The sequence below is a fragment of the Pseudomonas sp. S2_A10 genome (assembly GCF_054668465.1).
This window is the reverse complement of sequence record NZ_CP162773.1, coordinates 301,830-327,845: the sequence shown is the minus strand read 5'-3', so window position 1 is coordinate 327,845 and position 26,016 is coordinate 301,830. Positions and strand designations below refer to the sequence as shown.

The 26,016-nt window shown below is 60.5% G+C and carries 21 protein-coding genes, 4 tRNA genes and 1 pseudogene; 15 read left to right on the top strand and 11 right to left on the bottom strand.

Annotation, left to right across the window (positions count from 1 at the left end):
• Positions 1-270: 270 nt before the first annotated feature.
• Together AB4N41_RS01505 and AB4N41_RS01500 are read right to left on the bottom strand one after the other, a co-directional pair.
• Positions 271-1,353, bottom strand: a complete 1,083-nt coding sequence (locus AB4N41_RS01505; protein ID WP_252876735.1) for an ATP-binding protein — start codon at positions 1,351-1,353, stop codon at positions 271-273.
• Positions 1,353-2,102: a response regulator gene (locus AB4N41_RS01500; protein ID WP_095181601.1), complete on the bottom strand. Its 750-nt coding sequence runs from the start codon at positions 2,100-2,102 to the stop codon at positions 1,353-1,355. Before AB4N41_RS01500 ends, AB4N41_RS01505 begins: the two co-directional genes overlap by 1 nt.
• Before the next feature lie 262 nt (positions 2,103-2,364).
• Here AB4N41_RS01500 and pyrF point away from each other — a divergent pair, with 262 nt between their 5' ends.
• Positions 2,365-3,063, top strand: coding sequence for an orotidine-5'-phosphate decarboxylase (pyrF, locus tag AB4N41_RS01495; protein ID WP_122746841.1), 699 nt, complete (start codon positions 2,365-2,367; stop codon positions 3,061-3,063).
• Between the two features lie 126 nt (positions 3,064-3,189).
• Here pyrF and AB4N41_RS01490 read toward each other — a convergent pair whose 3' ends face one another.
• Positions 3,190-4,194: an NADP-dependent oxidoreductase gene (locus tag AB4N41_RS01490; protein ID WP_460138320.1), complete on the bottom strand. Its 1,005-nt coding sequence runs from the start codon at positions 4,192-4,194 to the stop codon at positions 3,190-3,192.
• 237 nt (positions 4,195-4,431) lie between these two features.
• On the opposite strand from AB4N41_RS01490, the gene AB4N41_RS01485 reads away from it, so the two are divergent.
• The 4 genes and pseudogenes from AB4N41_RS01485 to AB4N41_RS01470 all read left to right on the top strand — a co-directional run bounded on the left by AB4N41_RS01485 (position 4,432) and on the right by AB4N41_RS01470 (position 8,861).
• Positions 4,432-5,193, top strand: coding sequence for an SDR family oxidoreductase (locus tag AB4N41_RS01485; protein WP_252876734.1), 762 nt, complete (start codon positions 4,432-4,434; stop codon positions 5,191-5,193).
• A 191-nt stretch (positions 5,194-5,384) separates the two neighbouring features.
• Positions 5,385-6,785 carry an aminotransferase-like domain-containing protein gene (locus AB4N41_RS01480; RefSeq protein ID WP_076563828.1) on the top strand — a complete coding sequence of 467 codons (1,401 nt, stop codon included), beginning with the start codon at positions 5,385-5,387 and terminating at the stop codon, positions 6,783-6,785.
• Positions 6,786-6,893: 108 nt separating this feature from the next.
• Positions 6,894-7,952: pseudogene (locus tag AB4N41_RS01475) on the top strand (HAMP domain-containing protein); the annotation flags it as partial.
• A 15-nt stretch (positions 7,953-7,967) separates the two neighbouring features.
• Positions 7,968-8,861: a methyl-accepting chemotaxis protein gene (locus AB4N41_RS01470; protein ID WP_370695148.1), complete on the top strand. Its 894-nt coding sequence runs from the start codon at positions 7,968-7,970 to the stop codon at positions 8,859-8,861.
• A gap of 254 nt (positions 8,862-9,115) precedes the next feature.
• Here AB4N41_RS01470 and AB4N41_RS01465 read toward each other — a convergent pair whose 3' ends face one another.
• Positions 9,116-9,874, bottom strand: coding sequence for a hypothetical protein (locus tag AB4N41_RS01465; RefSeq protein ID WP_039764159.1), 759 nt, complete (start codon positions 9,872-9,874; stop codon positions 9,116-9,118).
• 384 nt (positions 9,875-10,258) lie between these two features.
• Here AB4N41_RS01465 and AB4N41_RS01460 point away from each other — a divergent pair.
• From AB4N41_RS01460 to AB4N41_RS01445, 4 genes are all read left to right on the top strand, one after another.
• A tRNA-Glu gene (locus AB4N41_RS01460) sits at positions 10,259-10,334 on the top strand.
• A gap of 2 nt (positions 10,335-10,336) precedes the next feature.
• A tRNA-Gly gene (locus AB4N41_RS01455) sits at positions 10,337-10,412 on the top strand.
• A 104-nt stretch (positions 10,413-10,516) separates the two neighbouring features.
• A tRNA-Glu gene (locus AB4N41_RS01450) sits at positions 10,517-10,592 on the top strand.
• Between the two features lie 3 nt (positions 10,593-10,595).
• Positions 10,596-10,671, top strand: a tRNA-Gly gene (locus tag AB4N41_RS01445).
• Positions 10,672-10,805: 134 nt separating this feature from the next.
• On the opposite strand, the gene AB4N41_RS01440 is transcribed toward AB4N41_RS01445, so the two are convergent.
• The 4 genes from AB4N41_RS01440 to AB4N41_RS01425 all read right to left on the bottom strand — a co-directional run bounded on the left by AB4N41_RS01440 (position 10,806) and on the right by AB4N41_RS01425 (position 14,861).
• Positions 10,806-12,545 (bottom strand): dipeptidase, encoded by a 1,740-nt coding sequence (locus AB4N41_RS01440; RefSeq protein WP_252876733.1) that lies wholly within the window; start codon positions 12,543-12,545, stop codon positions 10,806-10,808.
• Between the two features lie 188 nt (positions 12,546-12,733).
• Positions 12,734-13,372 carry a LysE family translocator gene (locus AB4N41_RS01435; RefSeq protein ID WP_016773667.1) on the bottom strand — a complete coding sequence of 213 codons (639 nt, stop codon included), beginning with the start codon at positions 13,370-13,372 and terminating at the stop codon, positions 12,734-12,736.
• A 1-nt stretch (position 13,373) separates the two neighbouring features.
• Positions 13,374-14,144: a 2OG-Fe(II) oxygenase gene (locus AB4N41_RS01430; protein WP_071173235.1), complete on the bottom strand. Its 771-nt coding sequence runs from the start codon at positions 14,142-14,144 to the stop codon at positions 13,374-13,376.
• A 90-nt stretch (positions 14,145-14,234) separates the two neighbouring features.
• Positions 14,235-14,861, bottom strand: coding sequence for a serine-tRNA(Ala) deacylase AlaX (locus tag AB4N41_RS01425; protein ID WP_024013941.1), 627 nt, complete (start codon positions 14,859-14,861; stop codon positions 14,235-14,237).
• An 89-nt stretch (positions 14,862-14,950) separates the two neighbouring features.
• Between AB4N41_RS01425 and AB4N41_RS01420 the strand changes: the two genes are divergently transcribed.
• Entirely contained in the window at positions 14,951-15,949 is a 999-nt protein-coding gene (locus tag AB4N41_RS01420; protein ID WP_039764152.1) for a LysR family transcriptional regulator, read from the top strand.
• Positions 15,950-16,587: 638 nt separating this feature from the next.
• Here the strand turns inward: AB4N41_RS01420 and AB4N41_RS01415 are convergent.
• On the bottom strand, positions 16,588-16,995 hold the full coding sequence (locus tag AB4N41_RS01415; protein ID WP_007967565.1) for a PA2817 family protein: 408 nt from the start codon (positions 16,993-16,995) through the stop codon (positions 16,588-16,590).
• Positions 16,996-17,068: 73 nt separating this feature from the next.
• Positions 17,069-19,516, bottom strand: a complete 2,448-nt coding sequence (locus tag AB4N41_RS01410) for an acyl-CoA dehydrogenase (RefSeq protein WP_150637617.1) — start codon at positions 19,514-19,516, stop codon at positions 17,069-17,071.
• 247 nt (positions 19,517-19,763) lie between these two features.
• Between AB4N41_RS01410 and AB4N41_RS01405 the strand changes: the two genes are divergently transcribed.
• The 4 genes from AB4N41_RS01405 to AB4N41_RS01390 all read left to right on the top strand — a co-directional run bounded on the left by AB4N41_RS01405 (position 19,764) and on the right by AB4N41_RS01390 (position 22,932).
• Positions 19,764-20,423, top strand: coding sequence for a transglutaminase-like domain-containing protein (locus AB4N41_RS01405; protein ID WP_252876732.1), 660 nt, complete (start codon positions 19,764-19,766; stop codon positions 20,421-20,423).
• A gap of 43 nt (positions 20,424-20,466) precedes the next feature.
• Positions 20,467-21,090 carry a glutathione S-transferase family protein gene (locus AB4N41_RS01400; RefSeq protein WP_095181610.1) on the top strand — a complete coding sequence of 208 codons (624 nt, stop codon included), beginning with the start codon at positions 20,467-20,469 and terminating at the stop codon, positions 21,088-21,090.
• A gap of 133 nt (positions 21,091-21,223) precedes the next feature.
• Positions 21,224-22,156, top strand: coding sequence for an ABC transporter ATP-binding protein (locus AB4N41_RS01395; RefSeq protein ID WP_041479460.1), 933 nt, complete (start codon positions 21,224-21,226; stop codon positions 22,154-22,156).
• Entirely contained in the window at positions 22,153-22,932 is a 780-nt protein-coding gene (locus tag AB4N41_RS01390) for an ABC transporter permease (protein ID WP_056788203.1), read from the top strand. Before AB4N41_RS01395 ends, AB4N41_RS01390 begins: the two co-directional genes overlap by 4 nt.
• 139 nt (positions 22,933-23,071) lie before the next feature.
• Here the strand turns inward: AB4N41_RS01390 and AB4N41_RS01385 are convergent, their stop codons facing one another.
• Complete coding sequence (locus AB4N41_RS01385) at positions 23,072-23,590, bottom strand: DUF2062 domain-containing protein (RefSeq protein WP_039760200.1); 519 nt, start codon at positions 23,588-23,590, stop codon at positions 23,072-23,074.
• 136 nt (positions 23,591-23,726) lie between these two features.
• Here AB4N41_RS01385 and AB4N41_RS01380 point away from each other — a divergent pair, with 136 nt between their 5' ends.
• Positions 23,727-25,961: a DNA internalization-related competence protein ComEC/Rec2 gene (locus AB4N41_RS01380; RefSeq protein ID WP_252876731.1), complete on the top strand. Its 2,235-nt coding sequence runs from the start codon at positions 23,727-23,729 to the stop codon at positions 25,959-25,961.
• The last annotated feature ends 55 nt before the right edge of the window (positions 25,962-26,016 follow it).

Below are 26,016 nucleotides of genomic sequence, written 5' to 3'. Positions count from 1 at the left end.
GGGCAGCTGCGCTGCTTTGCTTTTGCTTTTGCTTTTGCTTTTGCTTTTGCTTTTGCTTTTGCTTTTGCTTTTGCTTTTGATTTTGTGGGAGCGAGCCTGCTCGCGAAGGCGGCCTGACAGCCGACCTGTTTCTTGAGGTTGTACCCAGTCCAAGTGTAGGAGTGAGCCTGCTCGCGATGACGTCCTCACTGCCAACCCATCGCCCTCTGAGATCACTCGATCCCCTGTGGGAGCTGGCTTGCCAGCGATAGCGCCCTCACAGCCAACCCATTATCCCGGATGAACACCACTCCAATGTGGGAGCGAGCACCGCGGCAACCGAACAATTGCGGTCAACCCGCCGCCCGGTGTGTCTTCCAGCGTCAATTGCCCACCCAACCGCTGCGCGGCTTCGCGGGCGATGGTCATGCCCAGCCCTACGCCGCCGGAGTTGCGATTACGCGATCCCTCCAGTCGATAGAACGGCTCAAAAACCGCTTCCCGCTGGTCTTCAGCAATCCCCGGTCCGTGATCAATTACCCGAATCAGCAGTTCTTCGCGCTGTTCCAGCAGTTCAATCCGTGCCTGTCCGGCGTAGCGCAGGGCGTTGTCTAGCAGGTTGTTGATGCACGAACGCAGCGCCATCGGTTGCACTGGCAAAGGCGCGCAGTGGCCGCTGACCTGTACATCGGCGCCTTGGTCCTGGGCGTTTTCGCACAGCGATTCGACCAGCGCCTGCACGTCCAGCAACTGCAAGGCTTCGCTGGTGCGTTGTTCGTGCAGATAGGTGAGGGTGGCGTCGAGCATGCCGATCATATCGTCGAGATCCTGGCGCATCTGGCTTTGCAGTTTGTCGTCGCTGATGTTTTCCAGACGCAGTTTCAGGCGTGACAGTGGCGTGCGCAGGTCGTGGGAGACGGCGCCGAGCATGCGCGCGCGTTGCTGGACCTGTTCGCGGATGCGCCGTTGCATGAGGTTGAAGGTGTGCGCCGCTTGCCGGGCTTCGCGCGGGCCGGATTCGTCGAGGGGGGCGCTGTCGAGGTCTTCGCTCAGGCGCTCGGCGGCGTCGCTCAGGCGCTGGATCGGCCGGGTGAGCAGTTTGGCGCCGTACCAGGCGGCGATCATCAGCGTGATGAATTGAAAGGTCAGCGGCACCACCGGGCCACCGAACCAGGGCCGCGCTTGCCTCGGTGGATAAGCGGCGTCGCGCATGGGCGGTTGGCCGTCGATGTTCGCTGAGAACTCGGGCGGTGGTGGGGGCGGAGGAGGGCCGTAGAGCCTGAACCAGGCGAAGGCCAGCAGGTGCGCCAGGACAATCGCCGCGAACAGCACCCCGAACAGGCGACCGAACAGGGTGTCGAAGCGCGCCTTCATCAGCCGATGTCCCGCGCGTCGAACAGGTAACCCTCGCCGCGCACGGTCTTGATCAACTGCGGGGCTTTCGGGTCGTCGCCGAGTTTTTGCCGCAAGCGCGAGACCAGCAGGTCGATGCTGCGGTCGAAGGCTTCGATCGAGCGACCGCGAGCGGCGTCAAGCAGTTGTTCGCGGCTGAGCACGCGGCGCGGGCGTTCGATGAAGACCCAGAGCAGGCGGAATTCGGCATTGGACAAGGGCACTACCAGGCCGTTGTCGGCGACCACTTGGCGCAGGACGCTGTTGAGGCGCCAGTTGTCGAAGCGAATGTTGGCGCGCTGGTCAGTGCGGTCGTCGCGCACGCGGCGCAGGATGGTCTGGATGCGGGCGACCAGTTCGCGTGGTTCGAACGGCTTGGCCATGTAATCGTCGGCGCCCAGTTCCAGGCCGATGATGCGGTCGGTGGGTTCGCAGCGGGCGGTGAGCATGAGTATCGGGATGTCCGATTCGGCGCGCAGCCAGCGACACAGCGACAGGCCGTCTTCGCCGGGCAGCATCAGGTCGAGGACGATGACGTCGAAATGTTCGCCCTGCAGCGCCTGGCGCATCGCCGCGCCGTCGGTGACGCCGCTGGCGTGAATGTTGAAACGGGCGAGGTAATCGATCATCAGCTCGCGGATCGGCACGTCATCGTCGACGATCAGCGCGCGGATGCTCCAGCGCTTGTCGTCTTTGCTTTCATCCGTCACGGTTGTCGGGGCGTTGGGCATGGGGCTGTTCACTACCAGGGGTGGTTTCAGCATAGGCGTCCGGCCGGGGGGCGGGAAGTGCTGTTGTAAGGACGTGTTGCGCCGGGCGAGGCTAACCCGGGTGCGTGTTGCCGGCGTGTCGGTTGTGTATCGGAGTCGACACAATAGCCGCGCCGGCTAAGCTGATAACCGCCAGCGCGACGATTTACCGATCATCGGGTGCCGCGCCGCCGCCGGTTCCGCTACAATGCGCGCCGTTTTCGACCAGCCTGAGAGCCCATCCATGTCCGCCTGCCAGACTCCTATCATCGTCGCCCTGGATTTCCCCACCCGTGACGCCGCACTGAAGCTGGCCGACCAGTTGGACCCGAAACTGTGCCGGGTCAAAGTGGGCAAGGAACTGTTCACCAGTTGCGCGGCGGAAATCGTCGGCACCCTGCGTGACAAGGGTTTTGAAGTGTTTCTGGATCTCAAATTCCACGACATCCCCAACACCACTGCGATGGCTGTGAAAGCCGCTGCCGAGATGGGTGTGTGGATGGTCAACGTGCACTGCTCGGGCGGTCTGCGCATGATGGCCGCCTGCCGTGAAGAGCTGGACAAGCGCAGTGGTCCGCAACCGTTGTTGATTGGTGTGACCGTGCTGACCAGCATGGAGCGCGAGGATCTGGCCGGTATCGGTCTGGATATCGAGCCGCAGGAACAAGTGCTGCGTCTGGCGGCACTGGCCGAGAAGGCCGGGATGGACGGTCTGGTGTGTTCGGCGCTGGAAGCGTCGGCGCTGAAAACCGCGCACCCGTCGCTGCAACTGGTGACGCCGGGGATTCGCCCGGCGGGCAGCGCGCAAGATGATCAACGGCGCATTCTGACCCCGCGTCAGGCGCTGGATGCCGGTTCCGATTACCTGGTAATCGGCCGTCCGATCAGCCAGGCGACAGATCCGGCGCAGGCGTTGGCCGCAGTCGTAGCCGAAATTGCCTAAAGCTTATTGAAGATCCAACTGTGGGAGCGAGCCTGCTCGCGAAGAGGGAGTGTCAGTCGGCATCATTATCGACTGATCCACCGCTTTCGCGAGCAGGCTCGCTCCCACATTGGTTTCAGGCTGGCCTTAAACCTTCAACACCAACTTGCCAAAGTTTTCGCCGTTGAACAGTTTCATCAGCGTCTCCGGGAACGTCTCGAGCCCTTTAACCACATCTTCCTTGCTCTTGAGCTGCCCGTTGGCCATCCAGCCGGCCATCTCCTGCGCGGCGCTGGCGAACTGCGCGGCGTAGTCCATCACCACAAAACCTTCCATCCGCGCGCGATTGACCAGCAGTGACAGGTAATTGGCCGGGCCTTTGACCGCTTCTTTATTGTTGTACTGGCTGATGGCGCCGCAGATCACCACGCGCGCCTTCATGTTCAAGCGGCTCAGCACCGCGTCGAGAATGTCGCCACCGACGTTATCGAAGTACACGTCCACGCCTTTCGGGCATTCGCGCTTCAGACCGGCCACGACGTCTTCGGCCTTGTAATCGATGGCGCCGTCAAAACCCAATTCGTCGATGAGGAATTTGCACTTGTCGGCCCCGCCGGCGATGCCGACGACGCGGCAGCCTTTGATTTTGGCGATCTGCCCGGCCACGCTGCCCACCGCACCGGCCGCGCCGGACAGCACCACGGTGTCACCGGCTTTCGGGGCGCCGACATCGAGCAGGGCGAAGTAGGCGGTCATGCCGGTCATGCCCAGCGCCGACAGATAGCGTGGCAATGGCGCGAGTTTCGGGTCGACCTTGTAGAAACCGCGCGGCTCGCCGAGGAAATAATCCTGCACACCGAGGGCGCCATTGACGTAATCGCCGACGGCGAAGCCAGGATTGTTCGACGCGATGACTTTTCCCACGCCCAGTGCGCGCATGACCTCACCGAGACCGACCGGCGGGATGTAGGACTTGCCTTCGTTCATCCAGCCGCGCATGGCCGGGTCGAGGGACAGGTATTCGTTTTTCACCAGAATCTGTCCCGCCTGTGGCTCGCCGACCGGTACTTCCTGATAAGTGAAAGTCTCGCGGGTCGCGGCGCCCACCGGGCGTTTGGCGAGCAGGAACTGGCGATTGGTCTGGTTGGTCATGACAGGCACTCGAATGGAATGAAGCCTTGTTGATAGCTCTTCAACGGCGATGTCGCAAGGTTGGCTGATACGGCGAATGCGAGTCGATCCAGTGCAGTGATGGTGACGGGGCGGGTTTCATCACTGCGGCGCATGCGCCGCTAAACAGCGATTGCATAGTGCTGACGTGCTTTCGCTGCCCTTGGCTATGCTGCGACGCCAACATCTCCCAGTTTTTTTGCATTCGAGGACATACCCATGAGCATGACGTTTTCCGGTCAGGTGGTTGTAATCACGGGAGCCGCCTACGGCATCGGTCGCGCGACAGCCCTGGCGTTTGCCGCCGAGGGCCTGAAAGTGGTGGTGGCTGACCTGGACGCGGCCGGCGGCGAAGGCACGGTGGCGCTGATTCGTACCGCCGGTGGCGAAGCGTCCTTCGTGCGATGCGACGTGACATTGGAAAGCGATGTGAAAAATCTGATGGATGAGGTGATCAATACCTACGGTCGTCTCGACTATGCCTTCAACAACGCCGGCATCGAAATCGAGAAAGGCAAACTCGCCGACGGTTCGCTGGACGAATTCGACGCGATCATGGGTGTCAACGTCAAAGGCGTCTGGCTGTGCATGAAGTATCAGTTGCCGCTGCTGTTGGCGCAGGGCGGTGGCGCGATCGTCAACACGGCGTCGGTGGCCGGGCTGGGTGCGGCACCGAAGATGAGCATCTACGCGGCGTCGAAACATGCGGTGATCGGCCTGACCAAGTCGGCGGCGATCGAATACGCGAAGAAGAAAATCCGCGTCAACGCAGTGTGCCCGGCAGTGATCGATACGGACATGTTCCGCCGTGCCTATGAAGCCGACCCGAAGAAGGCCGAGTTCGCCAACGCCATGCACCCGGTCGGGCGCATTGGCAAGGTCGAGGAAATCGCCAGCGCGGTGCTGTATCTGTGCAGCGATGGCGCAACGTTCACCACTGGGCACTCATTGGCGGTGGACGGCGGCGTGACAGCGTTCTGAAAGTTGCCGAAATACAAAGAACCCGCCTGCGTGCGGGTTTTTTTGTACCTCGCGGTCGGTCCCTGTGAATACCGTTAAACAATGTGTATCAAACCGTTAGAACTGGCGCATTTGGCGGTGTTGTCGCACAGCCTCGGCGGTGCGGCTGTGATTTACTGCTGCCAGCAAAACTGACAGGAGTTTGCGAGCTCATGGAACTGAGAATTGACCGACAGGCAATGGTGCCGGTCGTGCAGCAGATCGTCGACGGAATGACTGACTGGATTGTGCAAAGCGGCATCCCGCCGGCCACCCGGTTACCCTCCGTACGGCAAATCGCCCGGGGGAATCTGCTCAGCCAGTCGTGCGTTGTCGAAGCCTGCGAGCGCCTGGTCTCGCAAGGCGTATTGACCACGCGCCAGGGCGCGGGATTCATCGTCGCGGCCTCGCCGGCATTGCGCGAAGCGGACTCGGAATGGGCAGCGTGCGAGGGCCGCCCCGCATGGCGTGATGAGGTGGACGCCGCAACGAGTCGCTTGATTTTGGGGCAAGGAGGCTTGCCGCCGAGTTGGCGTGAGCCCGACGACCTCAGCTACGCGCTGCGCGAGGTGGCACGCACCGACATGGCCAGCCTGTTCAACTACAGCTCGCCACTGGGCCTGCCAGCGCTGCGCGAGCAAATTGCCAAGCGTCTGAAACTGCTGAATATCGACGCCTGCAATACCCGGCTGATGAGCACCAGCGGTGCCAGTCATGCGCTCGATCTGATCGTGCGCACCCTGTTCAAGGCTGGCGATTGCGTGGTGGTGGAAACGCCAGGTTATGCACCGTTGTTTGACCTATTGCGTCTGCACGGCGTACAAATGCTCGAAGTTCGTCGGACACCGAGCGGGCCGGACATCGACATGCTCGAGTCAGTGCTGCGTCAGTTTCGTCCCGGCGCCCTGTTCATCGGCAGTCATCACCACAATCCCACCGGCAGTTGCCTGACGCCTGCGGTGGCCCAGCGTATCGTGCAGTTGAGCAAGACCTACGACCTGCGCGTGATCGAAGATGACGTCTACGCTGATCTGCACACCGGCAACGGTACGCGGTTGGCGGCGCTGGACCATGGCGGCCGGGTCATTTATGTCGGCAGCTTCTCCAAGACACTGAGCAGCTCGTTGCGGGTCGGTTTTGTCCTGGCGGACAGCGAACTGCTGAAGCGCCTGGCGGAGGTCAAGATGATCAGCGGCCTGGGCTGTTCGAGGCTGGCCGAGGCGGTATTGGCCAGACTGATGGCGACCGGCGCCTATCGCAAACTGGTGCAGCGCCAGCGTCAGCGCTTGAATGCCGATCGCGCGGCGGCCTTGCAGGCACTGGAAGACGCCGAGTGGGAAGTGTTCGGCAAGCCGGTTGGCGGGCTGTTTATCTGGGCGCGGGCACGCTTGCGCGACCAGGCGTCGGTGCGCAGGCAGGCCCAGCACTGCGGGCTGGAGTTGTCAGCAGCGGACGCTTTCAGTCCCAGCGGTGAGTGCGGTGACTGGCAGCGCATCAATGTGGCCTGTGCCTGCGACCCACGGGCGCGGCAGTTTTTTCGCAATACCTGCGCGGATCGACCTCCAGCATTCTGAAAACGACGCGGGCGTAGCTTTTTGCCATTATTCCGACGCCAGAGTCTTGTGCTGGTTCGAGCCCGTTGCGAATCTTCGGCAACAGACTCTGGCAGGGGACTACGCGCAATGATTTCGGCCGTGCAAGGACGTTTTGCCAACCTCGGTATGGCGAAAAAACTGGGTATCGGATTTGTGCTCGTCTTGTTGCTGACTGCGTTGGTGGCGGCGATCGGCGTCTGGTCGCTGCAAACCATCAGTCTGCGTTTCGACGGCTTGAAGCAGATGTCCGCGCTCAACAGCGGCCTGCTCAAGGTGCGCCTGCTCGAGCAGGAATACGCCCTGCGCGGCAATCCGAAAACCGCCGATGCCTTGCGCGAAGGCGTCGATGGGCTGGTTGTTCTAGCCGGCGAGCTCAAGGCACATTCCCCGGCCAATGTGCCGGTGATGAGCGATGTCGAGCAAGCGCTGGGCGCGTATCGCAAGGCCTTCGATGAATTCGTCTCGCTGAGCCAGGCCAAGGACCTCGCGCTGGAGATGGCCAGTTGGTCGGTGTCCAGCGTGGCCAATAACCTCGACGTGTTGCAGAGCGGGCTGGCCGATGATGGCGCCTATACGTTGAAAGACACCGAGGGCAAGGACGGCGCCCAGTTCATCGAACAGGCGAATCAGGTCAGTCAGGTCTCGCGACTGATGCTGCAGGCGATGAACGAAGCGCGGGTGCGGCTGGATCAAAGCCGCAAGGGCGATGCCGACAATGCCGGCCAAGGCAACATCGAGCAGGCCGCGCAAGCGCAGGAGCAGGCCGAGGCGCTGAAAACCACGGTCAAGGACGAGGGCTATCTGACTGTGCTCAACGAAGTGTCGGGGCATATCGCCGGATTCAACGAGAAACTGGCTGAATACACCGGTTTGCTGGCGCAAGAAAAAACTGTGTACGAGCAACTGCATCAGCGCGCTGCGCAGGTGGTGGACCGGGTCAATCAGGCCTATGTCGCCGAAGATGCTTCGATGCAGGCGGAGCTGAAAAAGAACACGGTGTTGATCATTGGCTCTTCGGCGCTGGCCTTGTTGGTCGGATTGCTCGCCGCGTGGGTGATCACGCGCCTGATCGTGGCGCCGCTGCGCAGTGTGATTCGCGTGGCGCAGCAGATTGCTGCGGGTGATCTGACGGCGAAGGTCGAGGTGACGCGCCGCGATGAAATGGGGCAATTGATGTTGGCCATGCAGCAGATGGCTGCCGGTCTCGGCACGATTGTCAGCGGCTTGCAGGCCGGCATCGAGCGCTTGGCCGGTTCCGCGCAATCGCTGTCGGCAGTGACCGAGCAGACCAATCTGGAGGTCAACAGCCAGAAGGAGGAAACCGAGCAGGTCGCCACCGCCATGAACCAGATGACCGCCACCGTGCATGACGTCGCGCGCAATGCCGAAGAAGCAGCTCTCGCGGCGCAGACGGCGGATGACAAGGTCGAGAGCGGCCAGCAGGTGGTGCGTCAAAGCATGGCGCGGATCGAGCAGTTGGCGGATTCAGCGACCTCGGCCAGTTCCAGCATCGAGAGCCTCAGCGCCGAAATTCAGAATATCGGCACGGTGCTGGAGGTGATCAAGAGCGTGGCCGAGCAGACCAATCTGTTGGCGCTGAACGCGGCAATCGAAGCCGCGCGCGCCGGCGAGCAGGGCAGGGGGTTTGCGGTGGTGGCCGATGAGGTGCGTGCGCTGGCACGGCGTACGCAGCAATCGACCGAGGAGATCGAACGCTTGGTCAGTGCCCTGCGCGCGGCGGCGCAGTCGTCGGTGCAGCAGATTCGCAGCAGTGGCGAACTGGTGAAGCTGGCGGTCAGTGATGCGTTGCAGACCGAGAGTGCGCTGGGGAGTATTGCCGCGGCGGTGTCGTTGATTCAGCAGATGAATCAGCAGATCGCGGCGGCGGCGGAGGAGCAGAGTTCGGTGGCGGAGGAGATCAATCGCAGTGTTACGCAGATTCGTGCGAGTGCGGATCACTCTTCCGTGGCCATGCGCGGGAATGCGGCTTCGAGTGTTGAGCTGGCGCAGTTGGGTGGCGAGTTGCGCTCGATGGTTGGGCATTTTCGGCTTTGAGCCTTGGCGGCCCTCGGGCCGGCCAGGCTCTCGGCTTCGCCGCGTGGGGATGGCCCAGTCTTGCTTTTGCTGTTCTGTGGGAGCTGGCTTGCCAGCGACGGCGGCCTGACACCCGACCGATTTTTACCTGAGAACACTGCTTCCCAATGTGGGAGCGAGCCTGCTCGCGAAAGCGGCCTTCAATTCACATTCTCTTTCAAGTCGCCCACAAAAAAGCCACCAATAACGGTGGCTTCTCTTCCAGCATTCCCGCCTCAGTCGTAAATCACTTTTTTCTTCCAGTCCGCATCGGCTTCGACATCCTTCAAACCGGCGGTCAGTTGGTTTTCTTCACCTTCCACCGGGGCAATCTTGTCCATGACCTGGGCGTTCGCTCGGGCGAGGAGTTTTTCCAGGTATTGCAGTTGCTCCGCGTACATCTGCGGGTCCTGCTGTTTGCGCAGATATTGCACGCCGCGTTCGAAGGCGAGGCGGGCCTGGCCGGGTTGGTTTTGTTGCAGGGACTGTTGGCCGAGGTTGTTGAAGAATTCGATGTGCAGCAGCACGAGGATGTGGCGCACTTCGCGGATCCATTGTTTGGCTTCGTTCGGTGGCAGGAAGCCGTCGTGGGCGGCGCGGGTGATCTGGCCGTGCAGGGCTTCGAGGAGGAAGCGCACGTCTTTGGCTTTGGCTTCGGTGAGGATCGGCGCGGGCGGGTTGTTCACCGGGATCGATTCGCCTTGGGCAACGAGGGCGCTGAGTTCGGTGATGCGGGCCTTGGTGGTTGCGCTGGTCTTTTCCAGATTGAGCAGGCGCTGGCAGACGTTGAGTTCCAGGCGGGTCAGCAGCAGCTTGAGCGCCGGGGTCATGAACTGGCCGGGGAAGGTTTCGGTCAGTTCGCCGCAGCGGCGCAGGCGGTCGTTGAGTTCGACTTTGGTGCGGGCCTTCTCCAGTTTGTTGTTTTCCACCACATGGTTCATGTAGCCAATGGCGATCAGAATTGCGATCCCGGCTACGACTAGCAGGGTGATCATGAGTGGTGTCACCGGTAAGACCTCTTTATAGGGTTCGCATGCGAGTGTAGTGGCTGGGCATTTAGGCGCCTAGCGCCGCTCGACGGGTTTGATCGGCTGCTGCAATCTGTATCGGCCGCCAGCGGTATAGATGAATGCTGGCGCTTGATGTGCAGATTGCCATCACTGTGCGGTGGACTATAACGTCTTGGCGAGTGGCGGAATATAGGCGTCAGGTTTCGGACGACGGAAAAGCCCTACGCGGCCCGTAATCCAGGTCGAAGTCATTGATTTAAATAAATTTATATCAGGGGGTTGACGACCCCTCAATCCATCCATAGAATGCGCGCCACTTGCAGCGTAAAGCACACAGCGAAACGCGGCAGGGAGTGAATGTTGTAGTGTGTCCCCTTCGTCTAGTGGCCTAGGACACCGCCCTTTCACGGCGGTAACAGGGGTTCGAGTCCCCTAGGGGACGCCAATGCGGGAATAGCTCAGTTGGTAGAGCACGACCTTGCCAAGGTCGGGGTCGCGAGTTCGAGTCTCGTTTCCCGCTCCAATTTTAAACAGCAGTGCTTTCGGGCGGTGCTGAGTGAAACCAGAACCAAGTCTTCGGATGCGGATCTGGACACCGAAACACACACCATGTGTTCCGGGTAGCGTGTCCCCTTCGTCTAGTGGCCTAGGACACCGCCCTTTCACGGCGGTAACAGGGGTTCGAGTCCCCTAGGGGACGCCATTTGCGGGAATAGCTCAGTTGGTAGAGCACGACCTTGCCAAGGTCGGGGTCGCGAGTTCGAGTCTCGTTTCCCGCTCCAATTTCACAAAAGCGCCGATCAGTGATGATCGGCGTTTTTGTTTGTGCGCGTTTTATGGCGGCAACAAAAAGGACCTTTTCACAGGTCCTTTTTTATTTTGAGCCCGGTCATCAATGATCGGGCTCAGGCCGTGCTTACAGCTTCGGCAACTGCCCGACACGCCCCATCATTTCCGTGACGATCTGCAGATCCAGCAGGAACTGATCGACGGTCTTGAATTCGCCATCGGTGTGGCCGGTGTATTTGGCCTCAGGTCGCGCCAGGCCGAATTGCACGCCGTTGGGCAATTCGTGAACCGAAGTCGCGCCAGCGGAAGTACCGAATTCCGACTTCATGCCGAGGTTTTCGCTGGCCACCGCGAGCAGCGCCTTGACCCACTCACCTTCGGGATTGCGATACATCGGTTCGGCCACGGAATAGTCGAACGCTACAGCGACATGAGTCTTCTTGCTCCAGGCGTCCAGTTTCTCGGCGATCTCAGTCTTGAGCTTTTCCGGGGATTTACCCTTCGGCACCCGCAGGTTCACCGCCAGTTTGAAGGCTTTGTCGTCCTCGCCGACATAGGTCAGCGAGGTGGTCAGTGGTCCCATGAACGAATCGGAGAAGCCCACGCCAAGTTTTTTACCCAAGTAATCCAGGCCCCAGTTGTCGTCGGCATAACGCGCCGCGTCGGTGAACTGGTTGTGCTTGAGCGCGACTTTGCCGTCCAGGCTGTTGATGAAACTCAGCATTCGCGCGACCGGGTTGACGCCGGACTCTGGTTCGGAGGAGTGCGCAGAAACCCCCGTCACGGTCAGTTTGACGTCTTTGCCATCAACCTTTGCCGCGACTTCGAAGTCGCCGCCGTTGGCTTTGGCGTAGGCGTCGCCGGCTTTTTGCAGACTGGCGGCGAGCTCGGCAGGCTTGTCGGTTACCAGCGTGACCACCGAAGCGGACGGAATCTGGTTGGTCGCCTTGCCGCCGGTCATCGAAATGATTTCCGCGCCGTTGCCTTCGCCTTTGCGTTTGGCGAAGTTGGCCATGACGGTGCCGTAACCTTTTTCGGCGATCACTACCGGATAACCGCCGTCCAGCGCCATGTTGTAGTTCGGCGTCGGGTTGCGCTCGAAGTAATAGGGAATGGCGTCGCCGCTGGTTTCTTCGGTGGTGTCGACCAGCAGCTTGAAGTTACGCGCCAGTGGCAGTTTCTCGTCCTTGATCACTTTCATGGCGTACAGCGCCACGACAATGGCGTTCTTGTCATCCTCTGTGCCACGACCGTACATGCGATCGCCAATCAGCGTGACTTTGAACGGGTCGAGTTTGGTGCCATCTTTCAGCACCCAGTTTTCCGGCGTCACCGGCACCACATCGGCGTGGGCATGAATGCCAACGACTTCGTCGCCTTTGCCATCCAGAGAGATTTCGTAGACACGGTTATCGATGTTGCGGAATTTCAAACCGAAGGATTCGGCGAGTTTCTGGATCTCGCCGGCAATCTTGATGAATTCCGGGTTGTCGTGTTGCTCCACGCCGTCCTTGCGGAAGGTCGGGATCTCGACGAGTTGGCGCAGGGTTTCCAGCGCGGCCTTGCCATATTTCACGCGGGTATAAATGCCCAGCAAGCGATGAATTTCATTCTGCTGGTCGGCGTTCAGGGTCTTGTTGTCGAGGAAGGCGCTGATGGACGGGGTGAGCTTATCCGACTTGGCTAGGTCGCTTTTCGCCAGGCTGCCAAGGAAGCTGCGGAAGTCCGTCAGGTTCTTGCCGTCGAGGGATTTCAGAATCGCTGCACTTTGCTCGGCAGTGATGTTGGCTTGTGCGGCGCTGGTAAACGTGGCGAGGCTGGCCATGACCAGAGTGGCGGCGGCCAGTTTTTTCAGGGAAAAGACCATGGAACAGGCATTCCTTTGCAAAGGATTGGGAAAGTATTTCTGACGCTTGTGACAGAAACATTTTGTAAACCTAACACTGCGAGCGCTGGGAAAGGGAGTCGCAAACTTGATCTGTCGCACAGAAATGCAAAAGAGACGCACAAATGAAAAAGTCCCGGCGGGTGATGGCCGGGACTTTTTTGTGTGGGTTACATCGACAGCATCAGGCGGCCGGCAAATAGAATGAGGATGACGCCCATGCTGCGCTCGAACCAGTGTCCAAGGCGCATGAACAGCAGGCGCACTTTGTTGCTGGAGAAAAACAGCGCGACGATCACGAACCACAGCGCGTTGACGAAGCACATCCACAAGCCATAGAACGCCTGGATCTGCAGCGGTGTGCTGGCACTGATGATCGTGGTGAAGATGGCCAGGAAAAACAGCGTGGCCTTGGGGTTGGTCGCGTTGGTCAGAAAACCGGTGCTGAATGCCTTGAACAGTGACTGTTCAACCAGTGGCTCATCGGCGGTTTTTTCGCCTTCGACGCTGCTCTTGGGTTTGCTGCGGATCAGGCTGACGCCCAGATAGAGGATGTAAGCCCCACCGACCACTTTGGCCACAGTCAGCAGCCACGGCGTGGTGTGCATCAGGGCGCCGACGCCGAGCAGGGTATACAGCACGTGCACGGAAATCCCCGCGCCGATGCCCAGCGCAGTGCAGATGCCGACAAGGCGGCCGAAGCGCACGCTCTGGCGGATGGTCACGGCGAAGTCCGGACCGGGCGCCACCACGGCGAGAAAGTGGATGGTGGCCAATGCGAGAAACTCGCCCAGGTAATTGGAAAGCATGTCAGCTCCAGAAAGTCAGAGGGGAGGCATTGCCGCGATAGCCGACAAAGAACGACAGGCTCAAACGCGGATCAGCCACGCCCGGAGTCACCGAGTGCATGCGCCGCGAATTGAACATGATGAAATCGCCGGGCTGCGGTCGTACTTCGAGGGCGGGCGGCCCCAGCAGCGACGGCTCGATGCCATAACTGTCGCCGCGCATTTCGTCGAATTGATCCGGGGTGATGTGGTCATTCCACATCTGCAAGGCGCCACCCTTGGTGGGCATGTTCAGGTAGACGTTGCAGGCAAATTGCGCCTCGAGGCTGCGCGCCTGAAAACTGTCCGGGGCGTCCTTGGCGAAGATGTCGTGGTGAGCAAGAAAGCACACGCCGGGTTTGACCACGCGCGACAAGCCGACATACATCTTGCGCCCGTAGAGGTTTTCCAGATGCGCGCCCGCGGGCCAGGATTCGTCGAGCATGCAGCGCAACGTGTCGATCGGCGAAGAGTAGGGCGCGCAGCGCTGGCGCAGTTCGTCGATGTTGCGGGTGGCGCGTTCGAAGTAATCCTCGATCAGCAGCGGCTGGTTTTCCGCCTCGTAAAAGGCCATGCCGATTCGGCCGATGCTTGGTGCGTTGATGTAGCCCTCAAAGCCCGGGGCGAGGATCTTGTCGCCAATTTCGATCGCCAGCGGCTCGGGGAGAAAGCGTTTGACGCGGATGGCGAGGACTTCTTCGTTGGCCAGTTTTTTTATGCACGTCTCATCGAGACGCTCGACGTCTAGCATCATTTGTTTTAGGTCCATCTATCGATAGTCAACGGAACCGGCGAGTGCGGCTCCCCGGCGTCGGGCGCTGCGCGATGGCAGCGTCCGAAATGCTCAATCCACGCTGTAGTGGACGGACAGCGTGCCTTTCTTCTGCGAAAGCGACGCGATCGTGACTGTGCCCAAATCCTTCAGGCTGCGTACGTGGGTGCCACCGCAGCCATAGGCTGGCAGCTCACCGAAACTGATTTCCCGCGCGCCCTCGCGCAGTGAAGTCAGACGCGGCAGATCGTGTTCGATCCACTGCTCGATACCGGTTTGCACGGTTGGCGCATCGACTTCTTCCGCGCCATCGCCCGGTTTGAATTGCACCCGGCCTTCGTCCGGCCAGTGGTGCGCTTTGATCGGCATCCAGCCCATGGCCTGAATGAAATGACCGATCAGGTGCCCGGCCGAGTGCATGCGCGTGTTGAAGCGGCGGCGCTCTTCATCGATACGGATGACGGTCATGCCCAGCGGCAGCGGGCGGTCGACGAAATGCACAATGCGCTCCGCTTCCTGCACCACGCGCGACACCCGGCTTTCACCGATCCAGCCGGTGTCGCAAGGCTGACCGCCGCCCTGCGGGTGAAACAGGGTAGCGCGCAGCACTACGGCGAATTCGTTCTCGTGGGGTGTGCAGTCGAGGACTTCGACATTCGCCTTGAGGTCGTCACTGTGAAAAAACAGGCGAAGCGTCATATTCCATGCCCTGATCGAAGTTCTGTTTTTATTATATGAATCGTGCAATAACGTGATAATCCGTTCGAACATCAAAGGACTTGTGCGTCGTGAGCATCAATCTTCCGCTGCCGTTGTTGGGTGAAATGGCGATTTTCGTCAAGGTTGTCGAGACCGGCAGCTTCTCTGAAGCGGCGCGGCAGATGGGTTCCTCACCCTCGGCGGTCAGTCGCAGTATTTCCCGATTGGAAAAGGCGTTGGCCACGCGCTTGCTGCAACGCACCACGCGCAAACTGCGCTTGAGCGATGGCGGTGAGGAGGTGTTCAAGCGTTGCCAGGAAATGGTCAGCGCGGCCAGGTCGGTGATGGAAATAAGCGGTCAGTTCACCCACGAAGCCGAAGGCCTGGTGCGGGTCAGCGTACCGAAAGCAGTGGGGCGTTTTGTGATTCATCCGCACATGCCGGAGTTTCTGCGCCGCTATCCCAAGGTTGATGTGGAGTTGTTGCTGGAAGATCGTCAGGTCGATCTGATCGATGATCATGTCGATCTGGCGATTCGCATCACTGATCGTCCACCGGCCGGTCTGGTCGGGCGGCAGTTGCTGACCATCGATCATTTGCTTTGCGCCACGCCGCAATACCTGGCCGAACATGGCACGCCGACGCATCCTCATGATTTGCTCAATCACAGTTGTATTTATCTGGGCGAAACGCCGAGCGATGCGCGCTGGAAGTTCAAGAAGGGCAGTAAAGCTGTCACGGTCGGGGTGCGTGGGCGTTATGCCGCCAATCACACGGGTGTGCGGTTGGGGGCGGTGTTGCAGCACATCGGCATTGGCAGTCTGCCGTATTTCACGGCGCGTTACGCCTTGGAGCAGAAGTTGATTGTGCAGGTGTTGCCGGACTGGACGTTTCTTGCCTCTTATCACGGTGGGTTGTGGCTGCTGCATTCGCCGACGCGGTATCTGCCGCCGAAATTGCGGGTGTTCATTGATTATCTGGTGGAGTGTTTGCAGAAGGAGCCGACGTTGGGTAGGCCCGGGAAGTCGGTGGGCGGGGGCAATTTGGCTGTGGCGTATGAGCTGCCGGAGAGTGAGGGGTTGCTTTGAGGTTTTTTTGGTGGGACTTGGCGGCCTTTGGGCCGACCAGGCTCTGGTGGTTTGGGTGAATATCCGTTTCTGCGGTAACGGCTGCTTAGGGTTTCGCCCTTACGGCGACTTACTTTTTTACAAGCGCCTAAAAAAGTAAGCAAAAAACGCTAGCTCCTACGTTCGGCCCGCTCGCTGGGGCTCGGGGTACCTTCGCTCCGGGACTGATCCGGGCGCAGCGGCTCCGGTTTGCTTCGCTGCACCTACACTCGCTGTGTACGACTGCGTCGTACGGTCGCTGCGCTCCCACGCCCGGATCAATCCCTCCACTCAGCCTTCCGACGTCGCCTGTGAATCAAGATCAAAAGCGGTACTCGAGCTTGCGCTCATTGTTTTGAGTGGTGAGGGGCGGGTGGTGTCTGGCTGTTTTTGTGGTGAATTTTCCCCTCACCCCAGCCCTCTCCCCGAGGAGAGGGAGCCGATTTTTTGGCTTTTCGAAATCTCATTCGACTCGGTAATTCAGACTGGGGTACCTCGTCCAAACAAAGCGGTCAGTCCCCTCTCCCCTCCGGGAGAGGGCTAGGGTGAGGGGCTTTTGATCTTGAAAAAAAGGCCCGCATGGAACCACCAGTGCGGGCCTTTCATTATCGTTTGAAAAATCAGTGCTTGCTGTCCTGCGCCGACATGGCCAGCAGTTGTTTTTCCTGGTTCCAGTCAAACGGTTCGTCGTTCTGTTCGGCTTCGTAGCGGCGTTCTTCGAGGGCCTGGTAGAGGTCGATTTCTTCGTCGGAGAGGTAGTGCAGGCAGTCGCCGGCGAAGAACCACAGCAGGTCGCGTGGGATCAGGTGGGCGATTTGCGGGTAGCGGGTGATGACTTGGGTGAGGATGTCCTGGCCCAGGTATTGGCTTTCGATAGGGTCGATAGGCAGGGAGGCCAGCAGTTCGTCGAAGCGCTCGAGGAACAGGGCATGGCTTTCTTCGGGCACTTGTTCGGCCTCACCTACGGCGACCAGGATACTGCGCAGGTGGTCGAGCAACACGAGATGATCGGCAACGACGTTGGACACGAGATAAGTCCTCAAGAGCAAAACGGGCGCGGGAGTATAAAGCCCTCGCGCCGTTTTTTCACATAAACCGGGATCAGCGGACTTTGCCCTCTGCCTGGGTCAGTTCTTCTTTGGCGAAATCGTCGACGTCGATCACCTTGCGGCGGGCCGCTTCGGCGTCGCGCAGGCTTTGCGCTTCGACGGCTTGCAGCACGCCGGCTTCCAGCGCGGCATCGATGGCGTGTTCGCCGGCTGCCGGTTTGACCTGGCCGCTCTTCAGTGCGGTGTGCAGTTTCTTGTGGAGCGGTTGCGCGGCATTGAGCAGGTCGCTGGCGTGTTGCAGCGCGCCCACGGCATCGTCCGCCGATTGCGGGCGGTAGCAGCCGGCGAGCAATTCTTCGAGGGCCGGATCGCCTTTGGCGCGACCGATGACCGCAGCGACTTCGGCGCCGAGTTTGTCCGATGGGCCTTTGTGACGGCGCCCGAACGGGAAGACGATGACCCGCAGCAGGCAGCCGAAGACTTTGTTCGGGAAGTTGCTCAGCAGTTCATCCAGCGCACGCTCCGACTGGCCGAGGCTTTCTTCCATGGCCCAGCGGAACAGCGGTTCCATGTACGCCGGCGAATCCAGGTCGTGATAACGCTTGAGCGCCGCAGAGGCCAGATACAGGTTGCTCAGCACGTCGCCGAGGCGCGCCGACAGGCGTTCGCGGCGTTTCAGTTCGCCGCCCAGGAGCATCATGCTGAAGTCGGCGAGCATCGCGAATGCGGCGGCCTGACGGTTCAGCGCGCGGAAGTAGCCTTGGCTGATCCTGTCGCCCGGCGCATGTTCAAAGTGACCAAGGCCGAGGTTCAGCACCAGTGTGCTGGCGGCATTGCTGACGGCGAAACCGATGTGCTTGAGCAACAGACCGTCGAATTCCTTGAGTGCCTGGTCTTTATCCTGGCGACCGGCCAAGGCCATTTCCTTGAGTACGAACGGATGGCAACGGATCGCGCCCTGACCGAAGATCATCAGGTTGCGCGACAGGATGTTCGCGCCTTCGACGGTGATGAAGATCGGCGCGCCGTTCCAGCTGCGGCCGAGGTAGTTGTTCGGTCCCATGATGATGGCTTTGCCGCCGTGCACATCCATGGCGTGGCTGATGCATTCGCGGCCGCGTTCGGTGAGGTGGTATTTGAGGATCGCCGACAGCACCGATGGTTTTTCACCCAGGTCCACCGCGTTGGCGGTGAGCATGCGGGCGGCGTCCATCATCCACGCGTTACCGCCGATGCGCGCCATGGCTTCCTGAATGCCCTCGAAAGCGGACAGCGGTACATTGAACTGCTCGCGAATCTGCGCGTACTGGCCGGTTACCAGACTGGTGAACTTGGCCGCACCGGTACCGACGGCTGGCAGCGAGATCGAACGCCCGACCGACAGGCAGTTCATCAGCATCATCCAGCCTTTGCCGAGCATTTCCTGACCACCGATGAGGTAGTCCAGAGGAATGAACACGTCCTTGCCGGAGTTCGGGCCGTTCATGAACGCGGCGCCCAGCGGCAGGTGACGACGACCGATTTCCACACCTGCGGTATCGGTCGGGATCAGCGCCAGACTGATGCCGAGGTCTTCTTCTTCACCGAGCAGGTGATCCGGGTCATAAGCCTTGAATGCCAGGCCAAGCAGAGTCGCGACCGGGCCGAGGGTGATGTAGCGCTTTTCCCAGTTCAGGCGCAGGCCGATGACTTCCTGTCCTTCCCACTGGCCTTTGCAGATGATCCCGGTGTCGGGCATCGCGCCGGCGTCGGAACCGGCCAGCGGACCGGTCAATGCGAAGCACGGAATATCGTCGCCACGGGCCAGGCGCGGCAGGTAGTGATTACGTTGTTCGTCGGTGCCGTAATGCAGCAATAGTTCGGCAGGGCCGAGGGAGTTGGGCACCATCACGGTGGAGGCGAGGTCGCCGCTGCGTGTCGCCAGTTTCATTGCCACTTGTGAGTGAGCGTAGGCCGAGAAGCCTTTGCCGCCGTATTCCTTGGGAATGATCAGGGCGAAAAAGCCATGTTCCTTGATGTGCGTCCAGGCCTCGGGCGGCAGGTCCATGGACTGGCCGATCTGCCAGTCGCTGACCATTGCGCAGAGTTCTTCGGTCGGGCCGTCGATGAAGGCTTGTTCTTCTTCGCTCAGTTGCACTTTTGGATAGGACAGCAGTTTGTCCCAGTCCGGACGGCCGCTGAACAGCTCGCCGTCCCACCATACGGTGCCAGCATCGATCGCGTCGCGTTCGGTCTGTGACATGGGCGGCAGGGTTTTCTGGAACCAGTTGAACAGCGGCGCGGTGAAGTGCTTGCGGCGCAGGTCAGGCAGCAACAATGGCGCGGCGACCACCGCCAACAGGACCCAGAAGACAAACAGCAGCCAGCCCGGCGCGTGACTGAAAATCCCCATGGCGACGAGATAGGCCGCAACGATGCCCAACGCGGGCAGCGGGGCGATGCGTCGATGGGCGAGATACGCCACGCCGACGATCAAAACCAGTATCCACAACAACAGCATATTCAGTCCTCCGTGAACCAAGGCAAATCGACCCTCCAGAGCTTAGACGGCATCTGCAAACAAGGGTGGTCAGAGCATGGTGATTGAAATCGTGGGAAACCCCGGATGGTTTTCGTAGGTTCGGTGGGCAACACGTGTGGGAAATCGTTCGTTGCTGCGCAGCTTTGCTTTCAGGTTTGGCCGAAACGTCGTTATCTCTGTGCTCAGGCTGTCGCTAGACTCGTGGCTTACCCAGGAGATTGCCGTCATGCACGAGTATCTGAGCCCCGGCCGCTTCATCGATAGTGACCACCCGGCGGTGGTGGAGTTCGCCGATCAGCATCGCGGCGCCAGTAACGATCCGCGTGAGCAGGCGATCAGTCTGTATTACGCCGTGCGCGAGGCGGTGCGCTACAACCCCTACACCTTCAGTCGTGATCCGCAAACTTTGTGTGGCAGTTACGCACTGGCGGCGGGGGAGAGTTATTGCGTGCCGAAAGCTACGCTGCTCGCCGGTTGTGCCCGGCATTGCGGGATTCCGGCGCGCATCGGTCTGGCCGATGTGCGCAATCATTTGTCGACGCCGCGTTTGCTCGAGCTGCTGAAAAGCGACGTGTTCGCTATGCATGGCTACACCGAGCTGTTTCTCGACGGCCGCTGGGTCAAGGCGACGCCGGCGTTCAACCAGCAACTGTGCGAGCTGTTCAACGTCGCAGCGCTGGAATTCGACGGGGTCAACGACAGCGTTTTCCACCCGTTCAACCGTGATGGCGCGCAGTTGATGGAATATCTGCTCGATCACGGCCAGTTCACCGATGTGCCGGAAACGTTCTTCTTCGAGCACCTGCAAAAGTGCTATCCGCATCTGTTCAGTGAGCAACTGCCGGTGCTGTTGGGCGACATGCAGACTGATTTGAGTCGCACCTGATCCGGCGTATGCTGGCCGTCCACTCACTTGCAAAGAGGCGGTCATGCTGAAGATCTGGGGACGAAAAAATTCATCGAACGTCAGAAAGCCATTGTGGGCTGCCGAAGAGTTGGGCCTGGCTTACGAGGCCATCGATGCCGGCGGCGCGTTCGGTGTAGTCGATACGCCCGAGTACCGCGCGATGAACCCCAATGGCCGGGTGCCGGTGATCGAGGATGACGGTTTCGTGCTGTGGGAATCCAACGCCATCGTTCGCTATCTGCTGGCCAAACACGCCCCGGACAGCGCCTGGTATCCGGCGGATGCGCAAGCCCGCGCCACGGCGGACAAATGGATGGACTGGACCACGTCGAGTTTCGCCGGGCCGTTTCGCACGGTGTTCTGGGGTGTGCTGCGCACGCCCTCCGAGAAGCAGGACTGGAAGGCGATCAACGCCGCGATCAAGGAATGCGATGAATTGCTGAACATGGCCGACCATGCCCTGATCAGCCAGCCTTATCTCTCCGGCAATGACATCGGCATGGGCGACATCCCGCTGGGCAGCTTCATTTATGCCTGGTTCGAAATGCCCATCGAGCGCGCCCCGCAACCACATCTCCAAGCCTGGTATGAACGTTTGAAGCAGCGTGTGGCCTATCAGAAAGCGGTCATGACCGCGTTGACTTGATAATTACTATCGACACACTTGACTGTACTTGTGCGGCGGCGGCAAGCACCATTGCGAACTTGCGCCGCGGTTGTTTCCCTCGCCGCCCGCCCTTATTTACTTCTTTCCTTCCTTCTTGGTGCGTAAATCCGATATGAGTTCCGCTCTGTCCATCCGGCAGCTAACCAAAACCTACGGCAACGGGTTCCAGGCCTTGAGTGGTATCGATCTGGACGTCGCCGAAGGTGATTTTTTCGCCTTGCTCGGCCCCAACGGCGCCGGCAAATCCACAACCATCGGCATCCTCTCGACCCTGGTCAACAAGACCAGCGGCACCGTGAATATTTTCGGCAATGACCTGGACAAGAACCCGGCGGCGCTCAAGCGCTCGATCGGCGTGGTGCCGCAGGAATTCAACTTCAACCAGTTCGAAAAGACCTTCGACATCGTCGTAACCCAGGCCGGCTACTATGGCATTCCGGCGAAAGTCGCCAAGGAACGCGCCGAGCAGTACCTGACCCAGCTCGGCCTGTGGGACAAGCGCGATGTGCCGTCGCGTTCACTGTCCGGCGGCATGAAACGGCGTCTGATGATCGCCCGTGCACTGGTGCACGAACCGCGTCTGCTGATCCTCGATGAACCGACTGCGGGCGTCGATATCGAACTGCGCCGTTCGATGTGGACCTTCCTCACCGAGCTGAATCAGAAGGGCATCACCATCATTCTGACCACGCATTATCTGGAAGAGGCCGAGCAGCTGTGCCGCAACATCGGCATCATCGACCACGGCACCATCGTCGAAAACACCAGCATGAAACAGTTGCTGGGCCAGTTGCACGTGGAAACCTTTTTGCTCGACCTGAAACACGACTTGCACGCGGCGCCGCAATTGCTCGGCTACCCGGCCCGATTGCTCGACGGCCACACCCTGGAAGTGCAGGTCGATAAATCCATGGGCATCACGGCGTTGTTCACCCAGTTGGCGCAGCAGAACATCGAAGTGCTGAGCCTGCGTAACAAAACCAATCGCCTCGAGGAGTTGTTCGTGTCCCTGGTGGAGAAAAATCTGTCGAAGGTGGCGGTATGAGTTCCGAGTTCGGTCCCAACCTCGTCGCCCTGCAAACCATCGTCTACCGCGAGGTCAAACGCTTCATGCGGATCTGGCCGCAGACGTTGCTGCCGCCGGCGATCACCATGGTTCTGTACTTCGTGATTTTCGGCAACCTGATCGGCCGACAGATCGGCGACATGGGTGGCTTCACCTACATGGAGTACATCGTGCCGGGTCTGATCATGATGTCAGTGATCACCAACTCCTACGGCAACGTGGTCTCAAGTTTCTTCGGCAGCAAGTTCCAGCGCTCGATCGAAGAGCTGATGGTCTCGCCGGTGTCACCGCACACGATCCTGATCGGCTTCACCATTGGTGGGGTATTGCGCGGTCTGGCGGTGGGTCTGATCGTGACGATCCTGTCGCTGTTCTTCACCCATCTGCAGGTGCATCACCTCGGCGTGACCATCCTGGTGGTGGTACTGACCGCGACGATCTTTTCGCTGCTGGGCTTTATCAACGCGGTGTTTGCGCGCAACTTCGATGATATTTCGATCATCCCGACCTTTGTGCTGACCCCGCTGACTTACCTTGGCGGCGTGTTCTACTCGATCACTTTGCTGCCACCGTTCTGGCAGACCGTGTCGCTGGCCAACCCGGTGCTGCACATGGTCAACGCCTTCCGCTACGGCATCCTTGGTGTCTCGGATATCCGCATCGGCATCGCCATTACCTTCATGCTGGTGGCGACCGTGGTGCTGTATCTCGGCTGTGCGCGGTTGCTGGTGAGCGGGCGCGGGATGCGTACCTGATCCCGACCGCGTCGCTTTCTTCGCGAGCAGGCTCGCTCCCACATTGGAATGATGTTCTCTGTGGGAGCGAGCCTGCTCGCGAAGGGGCCAGCCCAGACACAACAAAAAACGGCCTCCCATCGCGGAGGCCGTTTTGCATTCATTTCTGCCGACTTTGCTTGCGCCGCCGCCATTGCCGCGCCACCCACCAGCGCCAGTAAAGCATCACCAGAAAATAGGCGAGGACGCCCAGCACCAGGCCGACAACCACCGAGCCCAATAAAAACGGCTGCCACAATGTCGACAGCTCACCGCTGATCCATTCCCAGGTCAACTCGTCCGGCAGATGCCGCGCCGGCACATCCATCAGGAACGCCCCGGCCTGGTAGGTGCAGAAAAACACCGCCGGCATGGTGATCGGATTGGTCAGCCAGACCAGGCTCACCGCGATTGGCATATTGCCGCGCACCATCACCGCCAATGCCGCCGCCACCAGCATCTGTGCCGGGATCGGCAGGAATGCCGCAAACAGGCCGACCGCCATCGCCCGGGCGACCGAGTGGCGGTTGAGATGCCAGAGGTTAGGGTCATGCAGCAACGTGCCGAGAAAGCGTAAGGATTTGTGTTCCCTGATGCTCGTCGGGTCGGGCATGTAACGTTTGAATAAGCGCCGGGGCATAGGGCTTCTCGGTCGGTTAAGGCGGCAAGTATGTCTGGATTCTACGAACCGCCCATTCAGACTTTGTGACAATTGTTGACGACGGTGGTGCCGCAGACCGGCTATGCCTAGTGGGGGGACTCTCAAGGACGGGCATATGCGTACAGGGATGATGGCGCTGGCAGTCGGTCTGCTGGCCCCGGTTTTTTTGCCGGCCTTGCCGCCGGTCGGTTGGTTGCTGGTGCTGCCAATGGTGGCGCTGATGTTGCTGCCGTTTCGCAGCTTTCCACTGGCATTTTTGCTGTTTGGCTTTACCTGGGCCTGCGTTGGCGCGCAGTGGGCGCTAAATGACCGCTTGCCACCGAGCCTGGACGGCGAAACCCGTTGGCTTGAAGGGCGCGTGGTCGGCTTACCGCAGCACAGCGATGGCGTGGTGCGTTTCGAGCTGGCTGATGCGCGCTCACGCCACGAAAAACTGCCATCGCTGCTGCGCCTGGCCTGGTACGCCGGGCCGCCGGTCAACAGCGGCGAACGCTGGCGCCTGGCGGTGAAGTTGAAGCGCCCGGGTGGCCTGCTCAACCCGCACGCCTTCGACTACGAGGCCTGGCTGCTCGCGCAACGGATCGGCGCAACCGGCACGATCAAGGATGGCCAGCGCCTGGCTGAGGCCCGGCATGCATGGCGCGACGGCGTTCGCCAACGCCTGCTGGCGGTGGATGCGCAAGGACGCGAGGGCGCGCTGGCAGCGCTGGTGCTCGGTGATGGCTCTGGGCTCAGTCGCGAGGATTGGCAGGTACTGCAAGACACCGGCACCGTGCATCTGCTGGTGATCTCCGGCCAGCACATCGGTTTGCTCGCCGCAGTGATGTATCTGCTGGTTGCCGGGCTGGCGCGTTTCGGAATCTGGCCGTTGCGCTGGCCCTGGTTGCCGTGGGCGTGTGGCCTGGCATTCGCGGCGGCGCTGGGTTACGGCTTGCTCGCCGGGTTCGATGTGCCGGTGCAGCGCGCCTGCGTGATGGTGGCGCTGGTATTGTTGTGGCGCCTGCGTTTTCGCCATCTCGGCGCGTGGTGGCCGTTATTGCTGGCGTTCAATGGCGTGCTGTTGTTCGATCCGCTGGCCAGTTTGCGTCCAGGTTTCTGGCTGTCCTTCGCGGCCGTTGCAGTACTGATTTTCACCTTCGGCGGGCGGCTTGGGGCCTGGCGCTGGTGGCAGACCTGGACCCGCGCGCAGTGGCTGATCGCGATCGGCTTGTGTCCGGTGTTGCTGGCGCTGAGCTTGCCCATCAGCGTCAGCGGGCCTGTAGCCAATCTGCTGGCCGTTCCGTGGGTCAGCCTCGTGGTGCTGCCGCCGGCATTGCTCGGCACGCTATTGCTGCCCGTGCCTTATGTTGGCGAAGGACTGTTGTGGCTGGCCGGTGGTTTGATCGACTGGCTGTTTATCGGGCTGGCGCTGATTGCCGGGCAATGGCCGGCGTGGATACCAGCCGCCATTCCACTCTGGGCGTTGATCCTGGGCAGCCTTGGCGCGATTTTATTGCTGTTTCCCCGTGGCGTGCCGATGCGTCCATTGGGCTGGCCGCTGATGTTGCTTTTGATATGGCCGCCTCAAGAGCGAATAGAAGAAAGGCGAGCCGATGTCTGGCAAATCGACGTCGGCCAAGGCTTGGCGATTCTTGTGCGCACGCGACATCATGCACTGCTCTATGACGCCGGCCCGCGCTTCGGCGATTTCGATATCGGCGAACGAGTGGTGTTGCCAGCGTTACGCAAACTCAACGTGCAACAGCTCGACCTGATGCTGCTCAGCCACGCTGACGCCGATCACGCTGGCGGCGCCCGGGCGGTCATGCGTGGATTGAACGTGCACCGCGTGGTCAGCGGCGATCCGCCAAACCTGCCGCCGGAGCTGAACGCCGAAGCCTGCGCAAGTGGCGAACAGTGGCAGTGGGATGGCGTGCAGTTCCAGATCTGGCAATGGTCGGCGGCCGATGACAGCAACCAGCGCTCCTGTGTATTGCAGATCGAAGCCAACGGTGAACGCCTGCTGCTCACCGGCGACATCGACATTCACGCCGAGCGCGTTCTGCTCGACAGCCCACTGGCCGTGCCGACGCAGTGGCTGCAATCGCCACATCACGGCAGTCGCAGTTCATCATCGATGGCTCTGCTCAAAGCCTTGCAGCCCGAAGCGGTACTGATCTCCCGTGGCCACGGCAACTCCTTCGGTCATCCGCATCCAACCGTGCTGGCGCGCTACCGCAAGCAAGGTCTGCGCATCTACGACAGCGCCGAGCACGGTGCCATTCATCTGCAACTGGGCAGCTTCAAACCGCCGTGGACGATGCGTCAACAGCGGCGTTTCTGGCGTGATCCGCCGGTCCCGGGCCGTTGATCGGTGCCAGCATGGGTGCCACCTCACGGTCGTCGGGGCGGCGGCTCTTAATCGC